The organism is Streptomyces sp. SID5464 (assembly GCF_009862985.1).
In the GTDB taxonomy this organism is placed as follows: Bacteria; Actinomycetota; Actinomycetes; order Streptomycetales; family Streptomycetaceae; genus Streptomyces; species Streptomyces chartreusis_D.
On sequence record NZ_WWIQ01000010.1, the window covers coordinates 364,960 to 383,511 of the forward strand.

An 18,552-nucleotide genomic window follows, 5' to 3' on the forward strand; every position below is an offset into this window, starting at 1 on the left:
TCCCGCCGCACCCCACGCCCCGGGGACACGACTCACCCGAAGATGTTCAGGTCCTTCGCCTCCACCCCGACCAGCTCGAAATCGGGAGCCCGGTCGACCGGCCGCCCCGTGTACAGCCGCACCAGGGTCGGTCCGTCCCCGATGAAGCGCCCCGGGGGCCGCTCCCCGCCGCTCTCCCCGAGCCGCAGCGGTTCGTCCAGGTCGTCGAGGTCGGCGTGGAGCGGCACGTGCCCCCGCTCGCGGGTGATCCGGGCGAGCAGCGCCAGCGCGTCCGGCAGCCCGGCCCCGCCGTACGCCCCCGGCTCGCCGAAGGCGTCGCGCACGTCCCCGGCGTGCACCCACTCCCCCAGCGCGAGACCGTCCAGCTTCCCGCCCGCCCCGGCGATCACCGGCCCGGCCTCGGTCATCCCGCGCTCCAGCTCGTCGACCACCCGGGCGTTGCTCCAGCCGTCCCGCTCGGCGATGTCCCGGTCGTTCGTCTCGGGCGAGAACACCCCCTCCTCGAACCGGTTCTCCACCACCCGGGTGAGCGCGGCCGAGCAGTGCGCCAGCACCGACCGCACCGACCAGCCCGGGCACGCGGCGACCGGCAGCGCGAAGTCGTCGTCGGCCCTGCCCCGCAGCAGCGGGATCAGCGCGTCACGCTCGATCGTGAGCAGCCGCCCGGGCTGCTCGGGGTCCCGTACGTCGTGCACATCAGCAGGAGTCGTCATGGGACCCACGCTAGGTGTCACACCCCGCTGAGCGGGAGAATGCCCCCATGGCCGATCTCGACGCCCTCCGTGCCCGCTTCGTCCGCACCCTGGAGGCGGCCCGGGGCCCCGCCGGTGGCCCGGACCCGGTCCCGTACGCCGACGACCTGCTCGGCCGCTGGCAGGAGCCGCAGCGCCGCTACCACACGGTCGGGCACCTCACGGCGGTCCTGGACCACATCGACGTACTGGAGACGTACGCGCACGACCCGGACGTGGTCCGGCTGGCCGCCTGGTTCCACGACGCGGTCTACCTCCCCGAGCGCTCCGAGAACGAGGAACGCTCCGCACGCCTCGCCGAGCGGGCCCTGCCCGAGGCCGGCGTGCCCGCGGCCAGGACCGCCGAGGTGGCCCGCCTGGTCCGCCTCACCGTCGGCCACGACCCCGCCGACGACGACCCCGACGGCCAGGTCCTGTGCGACGCCGACCTGGCGATCCTCGCCTCGCCCCCGTCGGCGTACGCCGCCTACACCGCCGCCGTCCGCGAGGAGTACCACTTCGTCCCGAACGAGGCCTTCCGCACGGGCCGCGCGGCGGTCCTGCGCCAACTCCTCGATCTGCCCGGGCTGTTCAGGACGCCGTACGGAGCGTCGGAGTGGGAGGCGACGGCCCGCTACAACCTCACCTCCGAGCTGGAAATGCTGTCGCTTCCACCCGCCGACCCCTCGTAACCTGCCCGGCATGTGGACATCGGGTGCGGAACAGGTGGAGCAGGCCGTCGCCGAGTGCGTGGGCGTGCTGGGGGCGGTCACCGACCGGGACTGGGAGGCGGTGCGCGCCGGGCGGCTGGAGTGGAGCTGCCGGGAGACGGCGGTGCACATCGCCGAGGACCTCATCGCGTACGCGGGGCAGCTGGCGGGGCGCGGGCCCGAGGCCTACACGCCGTTCGAGATCTCGCTGGAGGAGGGGACGGACAACGCCGGTGCGGTGCAGGTGATCCGCACGATGGGCGTCCTGCTCGCCGCCGCGATCCGCACCACCCCGCGCGAGGTGCGGGCCTTCCATCCGTATCCGTTCCGCAGCGCGAACCGCGAGGGGTTCGCCGCGATGGGCGTGGCCGAGGTGCTGCTGCACACCCACGACGTGGCCGAGGGCCTGGGCGTGGCGTACGAACCGGCCGCCGAGCTGTGCGACTTCGTCCTCACCCGGATCTTCCCGCACGTCCAGCCCGGTCCCACCCCGTGGCGGACCCTGCTGTGGGCCACGGGCCGGGGTGAGCTGCCCGGCCGCGAGCCGCTCACCGAGTGGCGGTGGAGCAACAACCTGGTGATCCCCACCGACCGGCTCACTCTCCAGGGCGTCACCCCGGCGGCGGCGGGCGATCTCGGCACGGTCGGCGACGGCGGCTTCGAGTGGCTCGACGGCGGTCCGGTCGAGGGCACCCGGGTCGGCGCCGGGCTGGTGTTCAAGCAGTACGAGGACGGCGTCCACCGGCCCGAGTGGGGCATGTACGTCCTGGTCCGGCGCGAGGACGGCCGCGCACTCGGCGCCATGGGCTTCCACAGCGTGCCGGACGAGTCGGGGCGGGTGGAGGTCGGCTACGACCTGGTCGAAGCGGCCCGTGGCCACGGTTACGCCACCGAGGCGCTGCGCGCGCTGTCGGCGTGGGCGCTGTCCCGGGACGCGGTACGGACCGTCGTCGCGAACGTCGAGCGGGACAACGCGCCCTCGCACCGCGTCCTCGCCCGTGCCGGGTTCGAGGCCGTCGCGGAGGACACCGAGCAGGTCACCTACGAGCTGCGCTAGGGGGTGCGGCGAGACTGCGTACCGGGCGTCGCGACGCCGCGGAGATCCATCAGAAGCCCCCTAACCCCGCAGCTGGGTCCGCCCCTTGGGCCGGCGCAGCCCCGCCCCGTGCAGCAGCCGCACCACCTCGCGGCTGCTGACCTCCACGGCCCCGGCGCTCACCGCGTCCGCGTACCGCTGCTCGGGGATGTCGTAGTGGTCGCGTTCGAAGGCCCGCCGGGGCACGCCGAGGCGTTCGGCGAAGGTGTGCAGCTCCTCGTACGAGACGTCGCTGACCAGGTGGGACCACATGCGGCCGTGGCCGGGCCAGGTCGGCGGGTCGATGTAGACGGTCACGAGGACGCCGCTCCGCCGAGGGCCTCGCCCAGCGACCCGACCGCGGCGACCTTCACGCCCGCCTCGCTGCACACCCAGTGCGGGTCGGGCCCCAACTCCGGTTGCACGTCCAGCGCGTGCGGGTCGCCGGTGCCGCACACCGGGCACAGCGGCCAGCGGCCGTAGCGCTCCAGCAGGGCGTCCTGCACGTCCTGCGCGACCAGACCGGCGACGTACTGCGCGCCCTCCGGCCACTGCTCGACCCACCACCGCCGCTGCACGACGGACTCCTCGACCAGGGAGACGACGTCCGCCTCGGCGACACGTCCCGCGACGAGGTCGGCCAGCACGAGGGCGCGCGCGGCGTGCAGTGCCTGCTCCAGGGGGCTGATGGGGTCCATGCCCCCATTGTGCGCACTCTTGACCACAACGCCGAGCCGAAAATATCTTTCAAGGGTGACCCGAAGAGTGAAGGAAATTTTCGCCAGCGAACGCGGCGGTGCGAGCGGCACGGGCGGCACGGGTGCCATGGCCGCCACGCTCGGCACCCCGCCCGCCCCCGCCGCCCTCGCGGCCAAGGTCCGTACGCTGGGCCCGTCGATGACGCGTTCCATGCAGCGCGTCGCCGAGGCCGTCGCGGGCGACCCGGCCGGCTGCGCGGCCCTCACGGTCACCGGCCTCGCCGAACTCACCGGCACCAGCGAGGCGACCGTCGTACGCACCGCCCGGCTGCTGGGCTATCCGGGTTACCGGGACCTGCGCCTGGCCCTCGCCGGCCTCGCCGCCCAGCAGCAGTCCGGCCGCGCCCCCGCCATCACCACGGACATCGCGGTCGACGACCCGATCGCCGACGTGGTCGCGAAGCTGGCCTACGACGAGCAGCAGACCCTCGCCGACACCGCCGCCGGCCTCGACACCGTCCAACTGGGCGCGGCCGTCACGGCGCTGACCGGCGCCCGGCGCACGGACGTGTACGGCGTCGGGGCGTCCGGCCTGGTCGCCCAGGACCTCACGCAGAAGCTGCTGCGCATAGGGCTGGTCGCGCACGCCCACAGCGACCCGCACCTGGCCGTCACCAACGCCGTGCAGCTGCGCGCGGGCGATGTCGCGATCGCCATCACGCACTCCGGGTCCACGGGGGACGTCATCGAGCCGCTGCGGGTCGCCTTCGAGCGCGGGGCGACGACGGTGGCGATCACCGGCCGCCCGGACGGCCCGGTCTCGCAGTACGCCGACCACGTCCTCACCACGTCCACGGCGCGGGAGAGCGAGCTGCGTCCCGCGGCGATGTCGTCCCGGACCGGACAGCTTCTTGTGGTGGACTGCCTGTTCGTGGGGGTGGCGCAGCGGACGTACGAGACGGCGGCGCCGGCGCTCTCGGCGTCGTACGAGGCGTTGGCCCACCGGCATCGTTCCTGAACCGGCCCCGGCCGGCACCGGAAAGACACGGAAAGACACGGAAAGAGCCGTCCCATGACCTCCACCTCCAACCCCCGTGAGCTCAGAGCCGAGTTGGAGTCCCTGACCACCGAGGCGTTCCGGCCGGAGCTGGCCGGCATCGACCGGCTGCCCACCCTCGACATCGCGCGGCTCATGAACGGCGAGGACGGCACCGTGGCCGGGGCGGTCGCGGCCCGGCTGCCGGAGATCGCCGACGCGATCGACGCCCTGGCCGAGCGGATGGCCCGGGGTGGCCGCCTTGTCTACGCGGGGGCCGGCACGGCCGGCCGGCTGGGCGTCCTGGACGCCTCCGAGTGCCCGCCCACCTTCAACACCGACCCCTCCCGGGTCGTCGGGCTGATCGCGGGCGGCCCCCAGGCCATGGTCACCTCGGTGGAGGGCGCGGAGGACTCCCGGGAACTGGCCCAGGCCGACCTGGAGCCCCTCGGCCTCACCCCGGACGACACGGTGGTCGGCATCTCGGCCTCCGGCCGCACCCCGTACGCCATCGGCGCCGTCGAGTACGCCCGCGCCCGCGGCTCCCTCACCATCGGCCTCGCCTGCAACCAGGGCAGCCCGCTCGCGGCCGCCGCCGAGCACGGCATCGAGATCGTCGTGGGCCCCGAACTGCTCACCGGCTCCACCCGACTGAAGGCCGGCACGGCACAGAAGCTCGTGCTCAACATGCTGTCGACGATCACCATGATCCGCCTGGGCAAGACCTACGGGAACCTGATGGTCGACGTCCGCGCCTCCAACGACAAACTGCGTGCCCGCTCCCACCGCATCGTCGCCCTCGCCACCGGCGCCGGCGACGAGGAGATCGAACGGGCCCTGGCCGCCACCGACGGAGAGGTGAAGAACGCGATCCTGACCCTCCTGGCCGGCGTGGACGGCCCGACGGCGGCCCGCCTGCTGGAGGAATCCGGCGGGCACCTGCGAGCGGCCCTGGAGGCACGCCCGTAGGGCCTGGTCAGGCAGTCGTGTGCTGCAGGATCCGGTCGGCCAGGTGGTCGTCCAGTGCCCTGGGCAGGGTGTGGCCCATCCCCTCGATCATGACCAGGCGGGCGCCGGGGAGGGCGGCGGCGGTGGCTTCGGCATGGGCGGGCGGGAACATCGGGTCCTCGGTGCCGTGCAGGACCAGCGACGGCGCCGTGACGGAGGCCAGCTCCGCCGTGGAGCCCACCGGGGCGGCCCCGGCGAGCGCGTGGTTGAGCGCGGCCCACGGATCACGCGCCCGCTCGTACGCCCGGCGCTCCATCGCACGGTACTCGTCCTCGTCGAACGGCAGCACCTGTCCGTGCAGCACACGCCACAGCGGCAGCCGGGCGGCGAGGTAGTCCTCCAGGCCGGCCTGCGGCTCCGGGAACGCCGAGGCGAGCGCGGCCAGCAGCTCGGGCCTGGGCGCAGGCAGTTCACCGGGGAGCGGAGGTGCTCCCTCCATGGCACGCTGCACGGCCGCCGCCGTGTCGGTGCCGAGCGGCTGGGACGACAGGCTCGTCAGGGTCAGCACCCGGCCCGGGTGGGTGACGGCCAGCCGCTGGCCGATGATGCCGCCGAGGGACGCGCCCACCACGTGAGCGCGTTCCGCCCCGAGCGCGTCCAGGACGGCGAGCGCGTCGGAGGCCAGGTCGGCGACGGTGTACGGCTGCTGGGCGAAGTCGACCGTGGACGAGCGTCCGGTGTCCCGGTGGTCGTAGCGGATGACCCGGCGGCCCCCGTCGACAAGGCGGCGGACGATGCCGTCGTTCCACTGGATGCCCTGCGCCTGCGCGCCCATCACCAGCAGCACCGTCGGATGGGCGGGGTCGCCGAACTCCTCGGTCCACAGCTCGAGTCCGCCCGCAGGGACCATCCGCTCGCGGCCCGTCAGGTACTCGTTCTCCGTCTTATTTTCCTGCATGGTCGTTCAGGTTAATGGCTCGGAGGCGAGCGCACACCTGTTTTCCGGGCACGTGTGTGCGGGTGCGGGTTGGACGCCCCGGGCCCGTCCGGGCACGCTGACCCCATGGCGGGTGTCAAGGGACAGGTGCAGAAGCGTGGCGTGGAGCGCCGCCGCGCCATCGTCGACGCGGCGATCGAGCTGTTCGCGCGTCAGGGGGTGCGCGGCACCGGGGTGGCCGCGATCGCCGAGCGCGTCGGCACCACCCCGTCCGCCCTCATCCACCACTTCGGCAGCAAGGACGGCCTCGTCCGAGCCGTCCTGGAAGAGGCCGACCGGCGCGCCCTGGAACGGCTGTCCGCCACGAAGGACGCCGAACCCACCCTGGACGAGGCGTTCGACTGGTTCGTCCGGGACGCCGAGCACACCGCCGCCACCGCACGGCAACTGGCCGCCCTGCACACCACCCTCACCGCGGAGAACCTCGATCCCGGCTCCGGGCTCCACACCTGGTTCCGGGACCGCGGCCGGGCGCTGCGGGCCCATCTGGTCGCCCTGTTCACGCGCGCCGCTGCCGACGGTTCGGCCCGCGCCGACCTGGACCCCGCCCTCCTGGCAGCGGAGACGGCGGCGTTCCTCGAAGGGGCCCACCTGCTGTGGCTCCTGGACCCCGAGCAGGTGGACCTGACCGCCTTGCACCGCAGCTACTTCGAGGGGCTGGCGTCCCGGATCCGGCCGGACTGAAAAGAAACGGGTGCGCGGCGGCACCGGGCCCGGCGGCCCTGCCAGGGAGTGCCCGCGAGGGCCGTCACGTCGGCTGGGCGCGTCATGTCAGCTGGGCGACCGCCTCCCCCTGCTCCGCATGCCGCTCGTCCTGCTCCGCGTGCCGCTCGTCCTGCTCCGCGTGCCGCTCCTCCTGCTCCGCCGCGGCCCTGTCGGCCAGGGCGTTGACGGCCGCGTTGAACCGCTCCATCGAGGTGGGCCGGTCCGGGCCCAGGACGTACTCCTTGAGGACGCGGCGCTCGGGTGCCATCGGGTCGTGCAGCGGAGCGCGGACCGAGCGGAGGATCTCCGGCAGCCGGACGCACTCCCGGTCGAGGAGGTAGGCGCCCCCGGCGGTGGTGTACGCGGCCCGGAACTCACCGTCGGGCAGGTCGTTCGCGTTGGTCAGGACGTACGGCTTGAGGCTCGCCACGAAGTCCGCGACCACGGACGACACATCGCTGATGAGCATGTCGGCCTGGTCGAAGCACTCGTACAGCGTGGGCAGTTGCTTCAGGATCACCTGGTGTCGGACGGAGCCCCGGCTCTCCCAGAAGATCCGGTGCCACTCGGCACGCAGCTCGTGCCACTCGGCCTCACCACCGGGGTCGGGGACGCGCGCCTCCCGGGTCTGCTGGGCGTCGTCGCCGCCGAGCCGTCCCGCCAGCTCCCCGAGGCGGGCCTGGATCTCCGCGAGCCGCGGCCGGGCTGCGGTGATGGCGGCCTCCACGCCGTCGCTGTCACCCCGCTCCTTGTCCCGCCGCTCGTTGTCGGCGCGCAGCAACTCCCTGATGGCACGGTCGGCTTCGGCCGCGGCGCGGGAGCGCTTGCCGGTGAGGGGGTGCGGCTTGTAGATGACGCGCACGTTCTCCGCGAGCAGCTTCTCGACCAGCGTCACGCCCATCGGGATCAGGGACGTGTGGCAGTCGTCGTCGCTCCAGCCCTCCCAGGTCGGTGCGTACAGGACGGTCGGCAGCGGCCCGGGAACGTGGTCCGCGTGCAGCCGGATCGACGACAGCTGCGGGCGGCCCACCTCGACGATCGCCCGGTCGTCGATGGCGTGCCGCACCCGCTGGTAGCGGTCGCGCCCGGCCCGCCCGGCCACCCAGATCTCGTCGTACACCTTGCTCACCCGGTTGCTGCTGGCGAGCTTGTCGCTGTCGCCGTGCCCGATGAAGACGTGCTTGGCCTCGGCGACGCGCAGCATGTGCACGTTCTTGCCCGCGTTGCCGGGGTAGAGGACGACCCGGAGCTCGGGCAGCTCCAGCTGCGCCACGTCGTCGGCCTTCGGCAGGCACACCACGGGCAGCCGCGTACGGCTCAGATAACGGAACGAGGCCCGCTCCCGCAGGATGATCAGCGGGCGCCGGTCGAGCTGCTCCAGCGTCTCGATCCACATGTTGACCTGGTACATGAAGTCCCGCGACACGGACGCGAAGCTGAAGTACAGCGCCACCTCCGGCCGGTAGCCGGACAGTTGCCGGTTGACCTCCGCGATCACCTCGTCCCGCGACGGCATCCGGCGGGCCCGGCGCAACTGCGCCAGCAGCGCCAGCACGGCGGCCACCGCGAGCCCGGCGGTCAGCGCGAAACCGACACCGGCGGGCTGCCACGCCCCCGCCGCCAGGGCGGCCAGCAGTCCCGCGTGGGCCGGCAGGTCCAGGTGCAGCAGCTTGCGCAGGAACCGCCGGTAGAGGAGGGCGGGCGGGGACTGCGGAATGCCCGCCCCGCTCATGTCGAGGTTGCGCACCACCACCGGGAGCGTGCGCCGCCGCCGGATGGCGTGATGCACCGCCGTGTACAGCGTCACCAGCGCGAAGTGGGCACTGAACACCGCCAGGGCGGTCACCAGCACCGCGTCCGAGGCGTTCATACGGTCGGCCAGGGCGAGCAGCATCACCGTCCGCACGGTGAACCGCATCGTGCGGGTCAGCTGCAACGCGGCCAGCCGCCGCACGAAGGAGGGCGCCCGCGCGTGCAGCACCTCGTCCGCGGCGTACGTCACGGCCGAGGCCACGGCGAAGCCCCAGAGCGACGGCCGCAGCGCGAAGACGGGCAGTGCGGCGAAACCGGCGGCGAAGAGCAGCACGAGGAGCAGATCGGTCTTCCCGCGCACGCGCAGGACACCGCACAACCAACGGAGCGTCATGAACAGGATTCCTCTGGGAAAGGAGGTGTCTTCCGGGATGGCGTGCGGTGGGGCGTACGCCGCTGTACGCGCGGTACGCCAGTTCGACGACGACAACGGGCGAATGGTTGTACGCCCGCGCGTCACCTTCACGTCACCTTGCCCTCAACTCCCGTTCCCCTGAAACGGCCACCGCCCACGGCGGGCGGCCCGCTGCCGACCGACGACAATGGATCCATGAACCACGCCCAGCTCACCGCCCTAGGCCGTGCCCTCCGACTCCTCGGGGAGCACGGGGAGGCCCTCACCGGCGACACCCCGGACGCCAAGCTGCACGAGGTCAAGGCGGATCTGCGGAGGGCCCTGGACCTGCTGGAGGAGAGCGTCGGCAGCGCCCCGCCCACCACGCGCTGCCCCGAGCACCCGAACGGCCCGGTCGACGAGGGCGCGCCCGACGGATGCCTGCTGTGCGAGACGCGGCGCCGGGCCGCCCGCCGGGCCGAGTTCAACGGGCCCGCCCCGCACCCCCCGCAGCCCACGGAGCCCGTGCAGTCCCGTTACGGCGTACGCGGTGACCGCCCCCAGCCCCAGCAGCGCTGGCTGCCGGAGCTGTGGAACGGTCAGACCTGGCAGCTGTGCGGCACCCCGCGCCGGGACCGCCGCGAGGCCGAGCTGTTCATCGCCGCGCAGCGCAAGGCTCCCCGGGCCGCCATGGCGTACCGGCTCGTGCACGAGTTCACCGACTACGAGGTGCTGCGTGTGTGGGGGACGCCCGTGCGGGTCGACATCGAGCCGATGGGCAACCTGTAGGCCCTACAGCAGTGGCAGGGGCAGGAACTCGTACCCCTCCCACAGCCGCCGCGACCGCTCCTCCGGATACGCCGTGACCACCGGCTCCGCATCCAGCACCTGCACCAGCCGCCGCTCGTCGTCGTACGCCGGCCAGCCCGGGTCGCCGGTCCTCGCGAAGGACGTCCAGGACGCTCGGAAACGGGAGGACAGCGAAAGCGCCTCAGCGGACGGCTCCGCGCCCGCGAACAGCAGAAGTCCCAGGTCCGCCCCGTAGGTGCCGAACAGCAGCGGGATGTCCAGGCCGTGGCAGGCACCGAGCGCACCGCCGTTGCCGGGGGCCGGCCAGGTCAGTTCGTAGAGGTGCGCGCTGCCGCCGCCCGCGCGCTGGGCCTCGGCCAGGTGCAGGGACGGCATGTTGAACAGCCAGTCCGTCTGGACGCGTTCGTAGAGCTCGCTCGGCGAGGCGTCCGGGAAGGCGGCGCGGTACGCCTGTTCATCCCCGGGGGCGAAGAGGCGGAGGGCCGCTGCCGCCCGCTCCTCTGTTATCCGGCCCAGCCGGCCCGCCATGGCGACGAAGAGGCGGTACTCGTCGCGGTTGTGGCCGACGAGCAGGTCGACGTCCTTCGCCGCACCGGCCGCCAGCGCCTGCCAGGGCGTGGTCGGCAGGACCTCGCCGTCGACGACCGGCGAGAAGGGCGTGACCGTCGGCGCCGCCTGGCCCCAGCGGTCGAGGTACTGGGGCATCTTGGCGCTCAACGACTCACCCGCCGAGGTCAGTTCGCGCGGCGGGACCGTCGCCAGGTCGGCGACCGTGGGCCGCAGCCCCACCTCGGCGGCGAGAGCGGCACCGATGTCACGGGCCAGCGCGTCCGAGAAGAACGTCCCCGGCACGCTCTGCGCGATCGCCCGCCGGAACAGGCCCGCCGCCCTCGGCATGGCCAGCAGCGAGGCGACGCAACCCGCGCCCGCCGACTCGCCGAAGACCGTGACCTGGCCGGGGTCGCCGCCGAACGCCTCGATGTTGTCCCGTACCCACTCCAGCGCGGCCACCTGGTCGAGCAGGCCGCGGTTGGCGGGCGCCCCCTCGATGTGGGCGAAGCCCTCCATGCCGACGCGGTAGTTGAGGGACACGACCACGAGGTCGCCGTCGGCCGCGATGCGCCGGGCGTCGTAGCCGGGGCTGCCGGAGTGGCCGAGCTTGTAGGCGCCGCCGTAGAGCCACACCATCACCGGGCGGCGGGCGCCCGGGGCGGGCTCGGGGGTCCAGACGTTGACCGTGAGCCACTCGTCGCCCTCGGGCACGTCGACCAGACCCGGGCCGCCCAGGTTGCCGAGGTCCTGCGGGGGCGGCGGGCCGAAGGCGTACGCGTCCCGTATGCCGTCCCAGGTGTGGGCGGGGCGCGGGGCCAGGAACCGGGCCTCGCCCACGGGGGGTGCGGCGAAGGGGATGCCGCGGAAGACGGCGAGGCCCTCCTCCCTGCGGCCGCGTACCGCACCGGCGGTGGTGCGCACCACCGGTGCGGGCTGCCCGGCTGAGGCGCCGGTCGGGGGGTGGGACTCGGTCGTCGTCATCTCTGGATCTCCTCACGGGGTGCCGGTGAACAGGCGCTCCGCCAGTGTCCTTGACTGACGCAAGTGAATCCAGGGCGGCCCGGGGACGGACCCGGTGGGGTCAGCTGAGCGTCTTCAGCGCCGCCGGGTCGTAGGGCGCCAGCTCGTCGAAGCGGCCGGACAGGACCTTCTGCGCCCACTGCGGGTCCTGGAGCAGGGCGCGGCCGACGGCGACCATGTCGAACTCGTCGCGCTCGAAGCGGTCCAGGAGGTTGTCCAGGTCGCCCACTTCGGCGCCCTCGCCCTGGAAGGCCTTGATGAAGTCGCCGTTCAGGCCGACCGAGCCGACGGTGATGGCGGGCTTGCCCGTGAGCTTCTTGGTCCAGCCGGCCAGGTTGAGGTCGGAGTCGTCGAACTCGGGCACCCAGTAGCGGCGGGTGGAGGCGTGGAAGGCGTCCGCACCGGCCGCGGCGAGCGGGGTCAGGATGGCCTCCAGCTCCTCGGGCGTCTCCGCGAGGCGGGCGTCGTAGGCCTCCTGCTTCCACTGCGAGTAGCGGAAGATGACGGGGAAGTCGGCCGAGACGGTCTCGCGGACGGCCGCGACGATCTCCGCCGAGAACTTGGCACGGGCGACCGGGTCGCCGCCGTAGGCGTCGGTGCGGCGGTTGGTGCCCTCCCACAGGAACTGGTCGAGCAGGTAGCCGTGGGCGCCGTGGATCTCCACGCCGTCGAAGCCGATGCGCTCGGCGGCGGCAGCGGCCTCGGCGAACGCGCCGATGACGGCGTCGATGTCGGCCTGGGTCATGGCCTTGCCGGTGGGCTCGGTGGCGCCGATGCGCAGGCCGGAGGGGCCGACGGCCGGGGCGTCCGCGACCGGCGGCTCGCCCTGGTTGCGGACCATGCCGATGTGCCACAGCTGCGGCACGATCGTGCCGCCCGCGGCGTGCACCGCCTCGGCGACCTTCGCCCAGCCCGCGAGCTGCTCCTCGCCGTGGAACCGCGGCACCCGGTCGCTCTGCCCGGCCGACTCGTGGCCGACGTAGGTCCCCTCGGTGACGATCAGACCGACGCCGGCGGCGGCGCGGCGGGAGTAGTACGAGATGACGTCGTCGCCGGGGACACCGCCCGGGGAGAACATGCGGGTCATCGGCGCCATCGCGATCCGGTTCGGAACGGTCAGGCCGCCCAGCGATACGGGCCGGGACAGGATTTCGGCGGCGCGGGAGGCGGCGGAGGCGGCGACGGTCACGTGGGGGCTCCTCTTCGGATACCGGACAGTATGTGCATACGCATAGGACGTACGTGTCAACCATCCGGCCCCGCCCGGGCCATCCCGCCCGCGCTGTGATCCCGGACACGCCCGAGGGCGGCACCCCCTGTCGGAACAGGGAGTGCCGCCCTCGGCAAGGACGTTGATCGACCAGGTCGATCAGAAGTCCATGTCACCGCCCGGCATGCCACCGCCGGCGGGCGCGGCGGCCTTCTCCGGCTTGTCGGCGATGACGGCCTCGGTGGTGAGGAACAGCGCGGCGATGGAGGCGGCGTTCTGCAGCGCGGAACGGGTCACCTTCGCCGGGTCGATGATCCCCTCGGCGATCATGTCGACGTACTCACCGGTCGCGGCGTTCAGACCGTGGCCGACCTGGAGGTTGCGGACCTTCTCCACGACGACGCCGCCCTCGAGACCACCGTTGACGGCGATCTGCTTCAGCGGGGCCTCCAGCGCGAGCTTCACGGCGTTGGCGCCGGTCGCCTCGTCACCGTCGAGCTCCAGCTTCTCGAAGACCTGGGAGGCCTGCAGCAGGGCCACGCCACCACCGGCGACGATGCCCTCCTCGACGGCCGCCTTGGCGTTGCGCACGGCGTCCTCGATGCGGTGCTTGCGCTCCTTGAGCTCCACCTCGGTGGCGGCACCGGCCTTGATGACCGCGACACCGCCGGCGAGCTTCGCCAGGCGCTCCTGCAGCTTCTCGCGGTCGTAGTCCGAGTCGCTGTTCTCGATCTCGGCGCGGATCTGGTTGACCCGGCCCTGGACCTGGTCGGCGGAGCCGGCACCGTCGACGATGGTGGTCTCGTCCTTGGTGATGACGACCTTGCGGGCCTTGCCCAGGAGGTCGAGCGTGGCGTTCTCCAGCTTGAGGCCGACCTCCTCGGAGATCACCTCGCCGCCGGTGAGGATGCCGATGTCCTGGAGCATCGCCTTGCGACGGTCACCGAAGCCCGGAGCCTTGACGGCGACGGACTTGAAGGTGCCGCGGATCTTGTTGACGACCAGCGTCGACAGGGCCTCGCCCTCGACGTCCTCGGCGATGATCAGCAGCGGCTTGCCCGACTGCATGACCTTCTCCAGGAGCGGGAGCAGGTCCTTGACGTTGGAGATCTTGGAGTTGGCGATCAGGATGTACGGGTCGTCGAGGACGGCCTCCATACGCTCCATGTCGGTGGCGAAGTACGCCGAGATGTAGCCCTTGTCGAAGCGCATACCCTCGGTGAGCTCCAGCTCCAGACCGAAGGTCTGGGACTCCTCGACGGTGATGACGCCTTCCTTGCCGACCTTGTCCATCGCCTCGGCGATGAGCTCGCCGATCTGGGTGTCGGCGGCGGAGATGGAGGCCGTGGAGGCGATCTGCTCCTTGGTCTCGACGTCCTTCGCCTGCTCCAGCAGGGCGGCGGAGACGGCCTCGACGGCGCGCTCGATACCGCGCTTCAGGGCCATCGGGTTGGCACCGGCGGCTACGTTGCGCAGGCCTTCCTTGACCAGGGCCTGGGCGAGAACGGTCGCGGTGGTCGTACCGTCACCGGCGACGTCGTCCGTCTTCTTGGCGACTTCCTTGACCAGCTCGGCGCCGATCTTCTCGTACGGGTCCTCGAGCTCGATCTCCTTGGCGATGGAGACACCGTCGTTGGTGATCGTGGGGGCGCCCCACTTCTTCTCGAGGACGACGTTGCGGCCCTTGGGGCCGAGGGTCACCTTGACGGCGTCCGCGAGCTGGTTCATGCCGCGCTCGAGGCCGCGCCGCGCCTCCTCGTCGAACGCGATGATCTTGGCCATGTGAAGTGGTCCCTCCAGGACTGGGGGTGATTCCTTCGGACCGCGCCCGCGCCCGCGACGGACGGCTCGCCGGCCTCGTGGTTCCTTCCCCACCTGGCCTGCGGGCCTCACCGACCCGGTCCTTACGTTGTCACTCTCACCTTCAGAGTGCTAACGCAATGATTAGCACTCGGGCATGGCGAGTGCAAGCGACTCCCACGGTTCGAGCGGGTGCTCAGCCCCCGGCGAACAGCGGGCATCCGGCTCGGCCCGCAGGCCACGGGCAGCGCCGCGGCGGATCGGGCGAGCAGAGAAAAGCCTGGCCCCCGGCCCGTCGCGGCGAGACGAGAGCGACGACGCGGGCGGTCGCCCGGCGGGCGCACCCGTCACGCCGGCCGCCAACCCCCGAGCAGGCCGAAGGGCCCGCACCCCGGGGGGTGCGGGCCCTTCAGAGAAGACCGGTCGCTTGCGCTTGGTCGTGGTGCGCGTTCAGGCAGAGACGCGAACCATGTCGGCCTGCGGCCCCTTCTGGCCCTGCGAGATCTCGAACTCGACCCGCTGGCCCTCTTCCAGGGTGCGGTAGCCGTCCATCTGGATCGCACTGTAGTGGACGAAAACATCCGCACCACCGTCGACCGCGATGAAGCCGTACCCCTTCTCCGCGTTGAACCACTTGACGGTGCCCTGAGCCATGCCTAACTCCCCTATTACTGGCCCTTGCACAGATCCACACTTCGCGGACCCGGGTCAGACCTCACCCCCCACGGTTGGGGGCGTGCGCCGGAACGCGTCGACCGCGGCTGAATGTATCTGTCCAACTGCCGTCTGCAACAGGTCAATCGGACGAGAATTCTGGACGCGCAGGGTCCGGAATGTGGGGAGAATTCGCCTGAATTCAGGGCAAGTCGGGCCACACAAAAGGAACAAAAGCCGCGAAAGACGCACACACTTTGGCTACATCTTGTCGGGCGTGCGGCAGGAATTCAGGGCTCCCGATCAGGGGATCGGCGCCGTGTTCCCCAACTGTACCGCGCTCAATCACACAGAATTGCCCCCTCCGCTTCTCTCACGGAGGGGGCAATTCGCTGAACTCTCAGTAACCGCCGTTACCGAAGGTAACAATCAAGCCGGTCGACCGGTTCAGCCACCGGCGACGGCGGGGATGATCGACACACCGGCGCCGTCCGGAGTCGCCGTCTCCAGACCCTGCTCGAACCGCACGTCGTCGTCGTTGACGTACACGTTGACGAACCGGCGCAGCTTGCCCTGGTCGTCCAGCACCCGGGCGGCGATCCCGGTGTGGTTCTTCTCCAGGTCGGCGATGACCTCGCCGAGGGTCGCCCCCTCGGCGGCGACCTCGGCCTGGCCGCCGGTGTAGGTACGCAGGATGGTGGGGATGCGAACGGTGACGCTCATCGGGATGTGACCTCCGGTTTCGATTGAGCTACGGCTGGGGGCGCGCCCCCAGGGGCGCGGGGCCGGGTCGATGTGCGGCTGCGCCGCGTGGGCGCGACCAGCCCCCACCGGCCCGCAGCGAACGATGGTCAGACCAGACCGGCTTCCCGGAACGACTCCAGGTTGGGCCGAATGGTCGCGGTGAGCCCGGTCCCGGCCACCGCATCCAGCGTCTTGAGACCATCCCCGGTGTTGAGAACGACGGTGGTCTTGGCGGGGTCGAGCACCCCGTTCTCGATCAGCTTCCTGGTCACGCCCACGGTCACCCCACCCGCGGTCTCCGCGAAGACACCCTCGGTCCGGGCGAGCAGCTTGATCGCGTCAACGACCTGCTCGTCCGTCACGTCCTCCACGAAACCGCCCGTCCGCCGGGCGATGTCCAGCACGTACGGCCCGTCCGCCGGGTTGCCGATCGCCAGCGACTTGGCGATCGTGTCCGGCTTCTGCGGGCGTACGACGTCGTGCCCGGCCTTGAACGCCGTCGACACCGGCGAGCAGCCCTCGGCCTGCGCGCCGAAGATCTTGTACGGCTTGTCCTCGACCAGCCCGAGCTTGATCAGCTCCTGCAGACCCTTGTCGATCTTCGTCAGCTGCGAGCCGGAGGCGATCGGCACCACGATCTGGTCGGGCAGCTGCCAGCCCAGCTGCTCGCAGATCTCGTACGCCAGGGTCTTGGAGCCCTCGGCGTAGTACGGCCGCAGGTTGACGTTGACGAAGCCCCAGCCCTCGCCGGCCGGGTCGCCGATCAGCTCGGAGCAGAAGCGGTTCACGTCGTCGTAGTTGCCCTGGATGCCGACGAGCTCACCGCCGTAGACCGCGGCCATGACGACCTTGCCCTGCTCCAGGTCGTGCGGGATGAACACGCAGGAGCGGAAGCCGGCGCGGGCCGCCGCGGCACCCACGGCGCCGGCGAGGTTGCCGGTGGAGGAGCAGGACAGCGTGGTGAAGCCGAAGGCGCGGGCGGCCTCCAGGGCCTGGGCGACGACCCGGTCCTTGAAGGAGTGCGTCGGGTTGCCGGAGTCGTCCTTGACGAAGAGCTTGCCGGCGTCGACCCCCAGCTCGCGCGCGAGGTTGTCGGCCTTGACGAGCTTGGTCCAGCCCGGGTTGATGTTCGGCTTGGTCGCCACGTCGGCCGGGACCGGCAGCAGCGGGGCGTAGCGCCAGATGTTCGCGGGTCCCGCTTCGATCCGCTTGCGGAGTTCCTCGGTGTCGTAGGCCGAGAAGTCGTAGGCGATCTCCAGCGGGCCGAAACACTCCTCGCACGCGAAGACCGGGCCGAGGGGTACGCGGTGGCCGCACTCGCGGCAGCTCAGGGCGGCGGCGGGGCCGAGGTCTACGGTGGAGTCAGTGGTGCTTGCAACAGTCTGCACAGCCATGTGAGGCGAGGCCCTTTCTCCTCATCTTCCTCACGACGCATCTCGCCGTGAGACGGATTTGGCACCTTCCCGAGCCGGGAGCCTCGCGGAGCGGTCGACAGTGACCTACGAGTATCGGCTGGAGGGTTGCCGGGGCTTCATCGGGCCGTTTCCCTCTGCCCCTCTGGATGAGCTGTATGTGGTTGTAAACGACGGCTGACCCCGGACATGCGATGGTCATCCGCGTTGTTCAAGACTGTAACCGACGACCAGGACAGTTGAGATAGTCGTCCGAACCGCGAGATGGGTCACAGTCCGTCCCGCCGAGAGTACGCAGAGGAGCCGCCACGGTGCTGGAAGAAGTCGAGCGCTGGCTGAGCACCCGTTCCTGGTCAGCGACCGATCGCCCGCTCCACCAGATCCTGGCCGCCAAGCAGCGCTCGGGCCAGACGGTGAGTGTGGTGCTGCCCGCGCTCAACGAGGAGGAGACGGTCGGTGACATCGCCGCCGTCATCCGTCACGACCTGATGCGGCAGGTGCCGCTCGTCGACGAGCTCGTCGTCGTCGACTCGGGCTCGACCGACCGTACGTCGGAGGTGGCCGCCGCCGCGGGCGCGACGGTGGTGCACCGCGACGAGATCCTCCCGGGGATCCCGGCCGTGCCCGGCAAGGGCGAGGTGCTGTGGCGGTCGCTGCTCGTCACCCGCGGGGACATCGTCTGCTTCGTCGACGCGGACCTGAGGGACTTCTCGTCCGACTTCGTCTCCGGGATCGTGGGCCCGCTGCTCACCGACCCCGACATCGCCCTGGTGAAGGGCATGTACGACCGTCCGCTCGGCGGTGCGGCCGGGCAGGGCGGCCGGGTCACGGAGCTGATGGCCCGCCCGCTGCTGAACATGCACTGGCCGCAGCTGGCCGGCTTCGTGCAGCCGCTGGGCGGCGAGTACGCGGCCCGCCGCTCGCTGCTGGAGCAGCTGCCGTTCCCCGTCGGGTACGGCGTCGAGCTCGGGATGCTGGTCGACGCGCTGCACCTGGTGGGCCTGGACGCCCTCGCCCAGGTGGACGTCGGGGTGCGCAAGCACCGGCACCAGGACGGGCAGGCGCTGGGCCGGATGGCCGCCGCGATCTACCGCACGGCCCAGCTGCGGCTGGCCCGCGGGCATCTGATCCGGCCGTCCCTGACGCAGTTCGAGCGGGGCGGCGACGGCTTCGAGCCGCGGACGTACTCCGTGGACACCGAGGAGCGTCCGCCGATGGTGGAGATCGCCGAGTACCAGGCGCGTAGGGCGGCCTGACCGGGGTCGTTTTCGGCCGGGTGGGGCAGGGCCGTACGTTTGAGCGTT

18 protein-coding genes and 1 riboswitch are annotated in these 18,552 nt (G+C 71.8%); of the genes, 7 read left to right on the forward strand and 11 right to left on the reverse strand.

The window, feature by feature from the left end; genetic code table 11:
• Positions 1 to 32: 32 nt before the first annotated feature.
• The gene (locus GTY47_RS11690) at positions 33 to 713 is read right to left on the reverse strand and encodes a maleylpyruvate isomerase family mycothiol-dependent enzyme (RefSeq protein WP_040902667.1); all 681 of its coding nucleotides are present in this window, start codon (positions 711 to 713) and stop codon (positions 33 to 35) included.
• A gap of 47 nt (positions 714 to 760) precedes the next feature.
• On the opposite strand from GTY47_RS11690, the gene GTY47_RS11695 reads away from it, so the two are divergent.
• Entirely contained in the window at positions 761 to 1,423 is a 663-nt protein-coding gene (locus GTY47_RS11695; RefSeq protein ID WP_010035923.1) for a hypothetical protein, read from the forward strand.
• A gap of 34 nt (positions 1,424 to 1,457) precedes the next feature.
• Positions 1,458 to 2,498, forward strand: a complete 1,041-nt coding sequence (locus tag GTY47_RS11700) for a GNAT family N-acetyltransferase (protein WP_010035925.1) — start codon at positions 1,458 to 1,460, stop codon at positions 2,496 to 2,498.
• A 60-nt stretch (positions 2,499 to 2,558) separates the two neighbouring features.
• On the opposite strand, the gene GTY47_RS11705 is transcribed toward GTY47_RS11700, so the two are convergent.
• Together GTY47_RS11705 and GTY47_RS11710 are read right to left on the reverse strand one after the other, a co-directional pair.
• Positions 2,559 to 2,834: a DUF4031 domain-containing protein gene (locus tag GTY47_RS11705; RefSeq protein ID WP_010035927.1), complete on the reverse strand. Its 276-nt coding sequence runs from the start codon at positions 2,832 to 2,834 to the stop codon at positions 2,559 to 2,561.
• Positions 2,831 to 3,214: a hypothetical protein gene (locus GTY47_RS11710; RefSeq protein ID WP_010035929.1), complete on the reverse strand. Its 384-nt coding sequence runs from the start codon at positions 3,212 to 3,214 to the stop codon at positions 2,831 to 2,833. The genes GTY47_RS11705 and GTY47_RS11710 overlap by 4 nt, the downstream gene beginning before the upstream one ends.
• Before the next feature lie 55 nt (positions 3,215 to 3,269).
• On the opposite strand from GTY47_RS11710, the gene GTY47_RS11715 reads away from it, so the two are divergent.
• On the forward strand, positions 3,270 to 4,232 hold the full coding sequence (locus GTY47_RS11715) for a MurR/RpiR family transcriptional regulator (RefSeq protein WP_029180900.1): 963 nt from the start codon (positions 3,270 to 3,272) through the stop codon (positions 4,230 to 4,232).
• A 54-nt stretch (positions 4,233 to 4,286) separates the two neighbouring features.
• On the forward strand, positions 4,287 to 5,219 hold the full coding sequence (gene murQ / locus GTY47_RS11720; RefSeq protein WP_010035933.1) for an N-acetylmuramic acid 6-phosphate etherase: 933 nt from the start codon (positions 4,287 to 4,289) through the stop codon (positions 5,217 to 5,219).
• 7 nt (positions 5,220 to 5,226) lie between these two features.
• On the opposite strand, the gene GTY47_RS11725 is transcribed toward murQ, so the two are convergent.
• Entirely contained in the window at positions 5,227 to 6,156 is a 930-nt protein-coding gene (locus tag GTY47_RS11725; RefSeq protein ID WP_010035935.1) for an alpha/beta hydrolase, read from the reverse strand.
• Between the two features lie 105 nt (positions 6,157 to 6,261).
• Here GTY47_RS11725 and GTY47_RS11730 point away from each other — a divergent pair, with 105 nt between their 5' ends.
• Positions 6,262 to 6,879 (forward strand): TetR/AcrR family transcriptional regulator, encoded by a 618-nt coding sequence (locus tag GTY47_RS11730; protein ID WP_010035938.1) that lies wholly within the window; start codon positions 6,262 to 6,264, stop codon positions 6,877 to 6,879.
• A gap of 82 nt (positions 6,880 to 6,961) precedes the next feature.
• On the opposite strand, the gene GTY47_RS11735 is transcribed toward GTY47_RS11730, so the two are convergent.
• On the reverse strand, positions 6,962 to 9,046 hold the full coding sequence (locus tag GTY47_RS11735; protein ID WP_010035940.1) for a hypothetical protein: 2,085 nt from the start codon (positions 9,044 to 9,046) through the stop codon (positions 6,962 to 6,964).
• Between the two features lie 216 nt (positions 9,047 to 9,262).
• Between GTY47_RS11735 and GTY47_RS11740 the strand changes: the two genes are divergently transcribed.
• Positions 9,263 to 9,835, forward strand: coding sequence for a hypothetical protein (locus GTY47_RS11740; protein ID WP_010035942.1), 573 nt, complete (start codon positions 9,263 to 9,265; stop codon positions 9,833 to 9,835).
• 3 nt (positions 9,836 to 9,838) lie between these two features.
• Here GTY47_RS11740 and GTY47_RS11745 read toward each other — a convergent pair whose 3' ends face one another.
• From GTY47_RS11745 to thrC, 6 genes are all read right to left on the reverse strand, one after another.
• The gene (locus GTY47_RS11745; protein ID WP_010035944.1) at positions 9,839 to 11,389 is read right to left on the reverse strand and encodes a carboxylesterase family protein; all 1,551 of its coding nucleotides are present in this window, start codon (positions 11,387 to 11,389) and stop codon (positions 9,839 to 9,841) included.
• A 100-nt stretch (positions 11,390 to 11,489) separates the two neighbouring features.
• Entirely contained in the window at positions 11,490 to 12,617 is a 1,128-nt protein-coding gene (locus tag GTY47_RS11750) for an NADH:flavin oxidoreductase (RefSeq protein WP_010035946.1), read from the reverse strand.
• Positions 12,618 to 12,797: 180 nt separating this feature from the next.
• On the reverse strand, positions 12,798 to 14,420 hold the full coding sequence (gene groL, locus GTY47_RS11755; protein ID WP_010035948.1) for a chaperonin GroEL: 1,623 nt from the start codon (positions 14,418 to 14,420) through the stop codon (positions 12,798 to 12,800).
• A 468-nt stretch (positions 14,421 to 14,888) separates the two neighbouring features.
• Positions 14,889 to 15,092: a cold-shock protein gene (locus tag GTY47_RS11760; RefSeq protein ID WP_010035953.1), complete on the reverse strand. Its 204-nt coding sequence runs from the start codon at positions 15,090 to 15,092 to the stop codon at positions 14,889 to 14,891.
• 447 nt (positions 15,093 to 15,539) lie between these two features.
• Complete coding sequence (locus GTY47_RS11765) at positions 15,540 to 15,815, reverse strand: ubiquitin-like small modifier protein 1 (protein ID WP_010035955.1); 276 nt, start codon at positions 15,813 to 15,815, stop codon at positions 15,540 to 15,542.
• Positions 15,816 to 15,943: 128 nt separating this feature from the next.
• Positions 15,944 to 17,230 (reverse strand): threonine synthase, encoded by a 1,287-nt coding sequence (gene thrC / locus GTY47_RS11770; RefSeq protein ID WP_010035957.1) that lies wholly within the window; start codon positions 17,228 to 17,230, stop codon positions 15,944 to 15,946.
• An 18-nt stretch (positions 17,231 to 17,248) separates the two neighbouring features.
• A riboswitch (SAM riboswitch) is annotated at positions 17,249 to 17,404 on the reverse strand.
• Positions 17,405 to 17,559: 155 nt separating this feature from the next.
• Here thrC and GTY47_RS11775 point away from each other — a divergent pair.
• Positions 17,560 to 18,504, forward strand: a complete 945-nt coding sequence (locus GTY47_RS11775; RefSeq protein ID WP_010035959.1) for a glucosyl-3-phosphoglycerate synthase — start codon at positions 17,560 to 17,562, stop codon at positions 18,502 to 18,504.
• Positions 18,505 to 18,552: the final 48 nt, after the last annotated feature.

Excerpts from the sequence above, each read along its gene's own strand:
- GTY47_RS11690 (WP_040902667.1), bottom strand. The coding sequence starts at position 713 with ATGACGACTCCTGCTGATGTGCACGACGTACGGGACCCCGAGCAGCCC.
- GTY47_RS11695 (WP_010035923.1), top strand. The coding sequence starts at position 761 with ATGGCCGATCTCGACGCCCTCCGTGCCCGCTTCGTCCGCACCCTGGAG.
- GTY47_RS11710 (WP_010035929.1), bottom strand. The coding sequence starts at position 3,214 with ATGGACCCCATCAGCCCCCTGGAGCAGGCACTGCACGCCGCGCGCGCC.
- murQ (WP_010035933.1), top strand. The coding sequence starts at position 4,287 with ATGACCTCCACCTCCAACCCCCGTGAGCTCAGAGCCGAGTTGGAGTCC.
- GTY47_RS11725 (WP_010035935.1), bottom strand. The coding sequence starts at position 6,156 with ATGCAGGAAAATAAGACGGAGAACGAGTACCTGACGGGCCGCGAGCGG.
- GTY47_RS11730 (WP_010035938.1), top strand. The coding sequence starts at position 6,262 with ATGGCGGGTGTCAAGGGACAGGTGCAGAAGCGTGGCGTGGAGCGCCGC.
- GTY47_RS11735 (WP_010035940.1), bottom strand. The coding sequence starts at position 9,046 with ATGACGCTCCGTTGGTTGTGCGGTGTCCTGCGCGTGCGCGGGAAGACC.
- GTY47_RS11740 (WP_010035942.1), top strand. The coding sequence starts at position 9,263 with ATGAACCACGCCCAGCTCACCGCCCTAGGCCGTGCCCTCCGACTCCTC.
- GTY47_RS11745 (WP_010035944.1), bottom strand. The coding sequence starts at position 11,389 with ATGACGACGACCGAGTCCCACCCCCCGACCGGCGCCTCAGCCGGGCAG.
- groL (WP_010035948.1), bottom strand. The coding sequence starts at position 14,420 with ATGGCCAAGATCATCGCGTTCGACGAGGAGGCGCGGCGCGGCCTCGAG.
- GTY47_RS11760 (WP_010035953.1), bottom strand. The coding sequence starts at position 15,092 with ATGGCTCAGGGCACCGTCAAGTGGTTCAACGCGGAGAAGGGGTACGGC.
- GTY47_RS11765 (WP_010035955.1), bottom strand. The coding sequence starts at position 15,815 with ATGAGCGTCACCGTTCGCATCCCCACCATCCTGCGTACCTACACCGGC.
- thrC (WP_010035957.1), bottom strand. The coding sequence starts at position 17,230 with ATGGCTGTGCAGACTGTTGCAAGCACCACTGACTCCACCGTAGACCTC.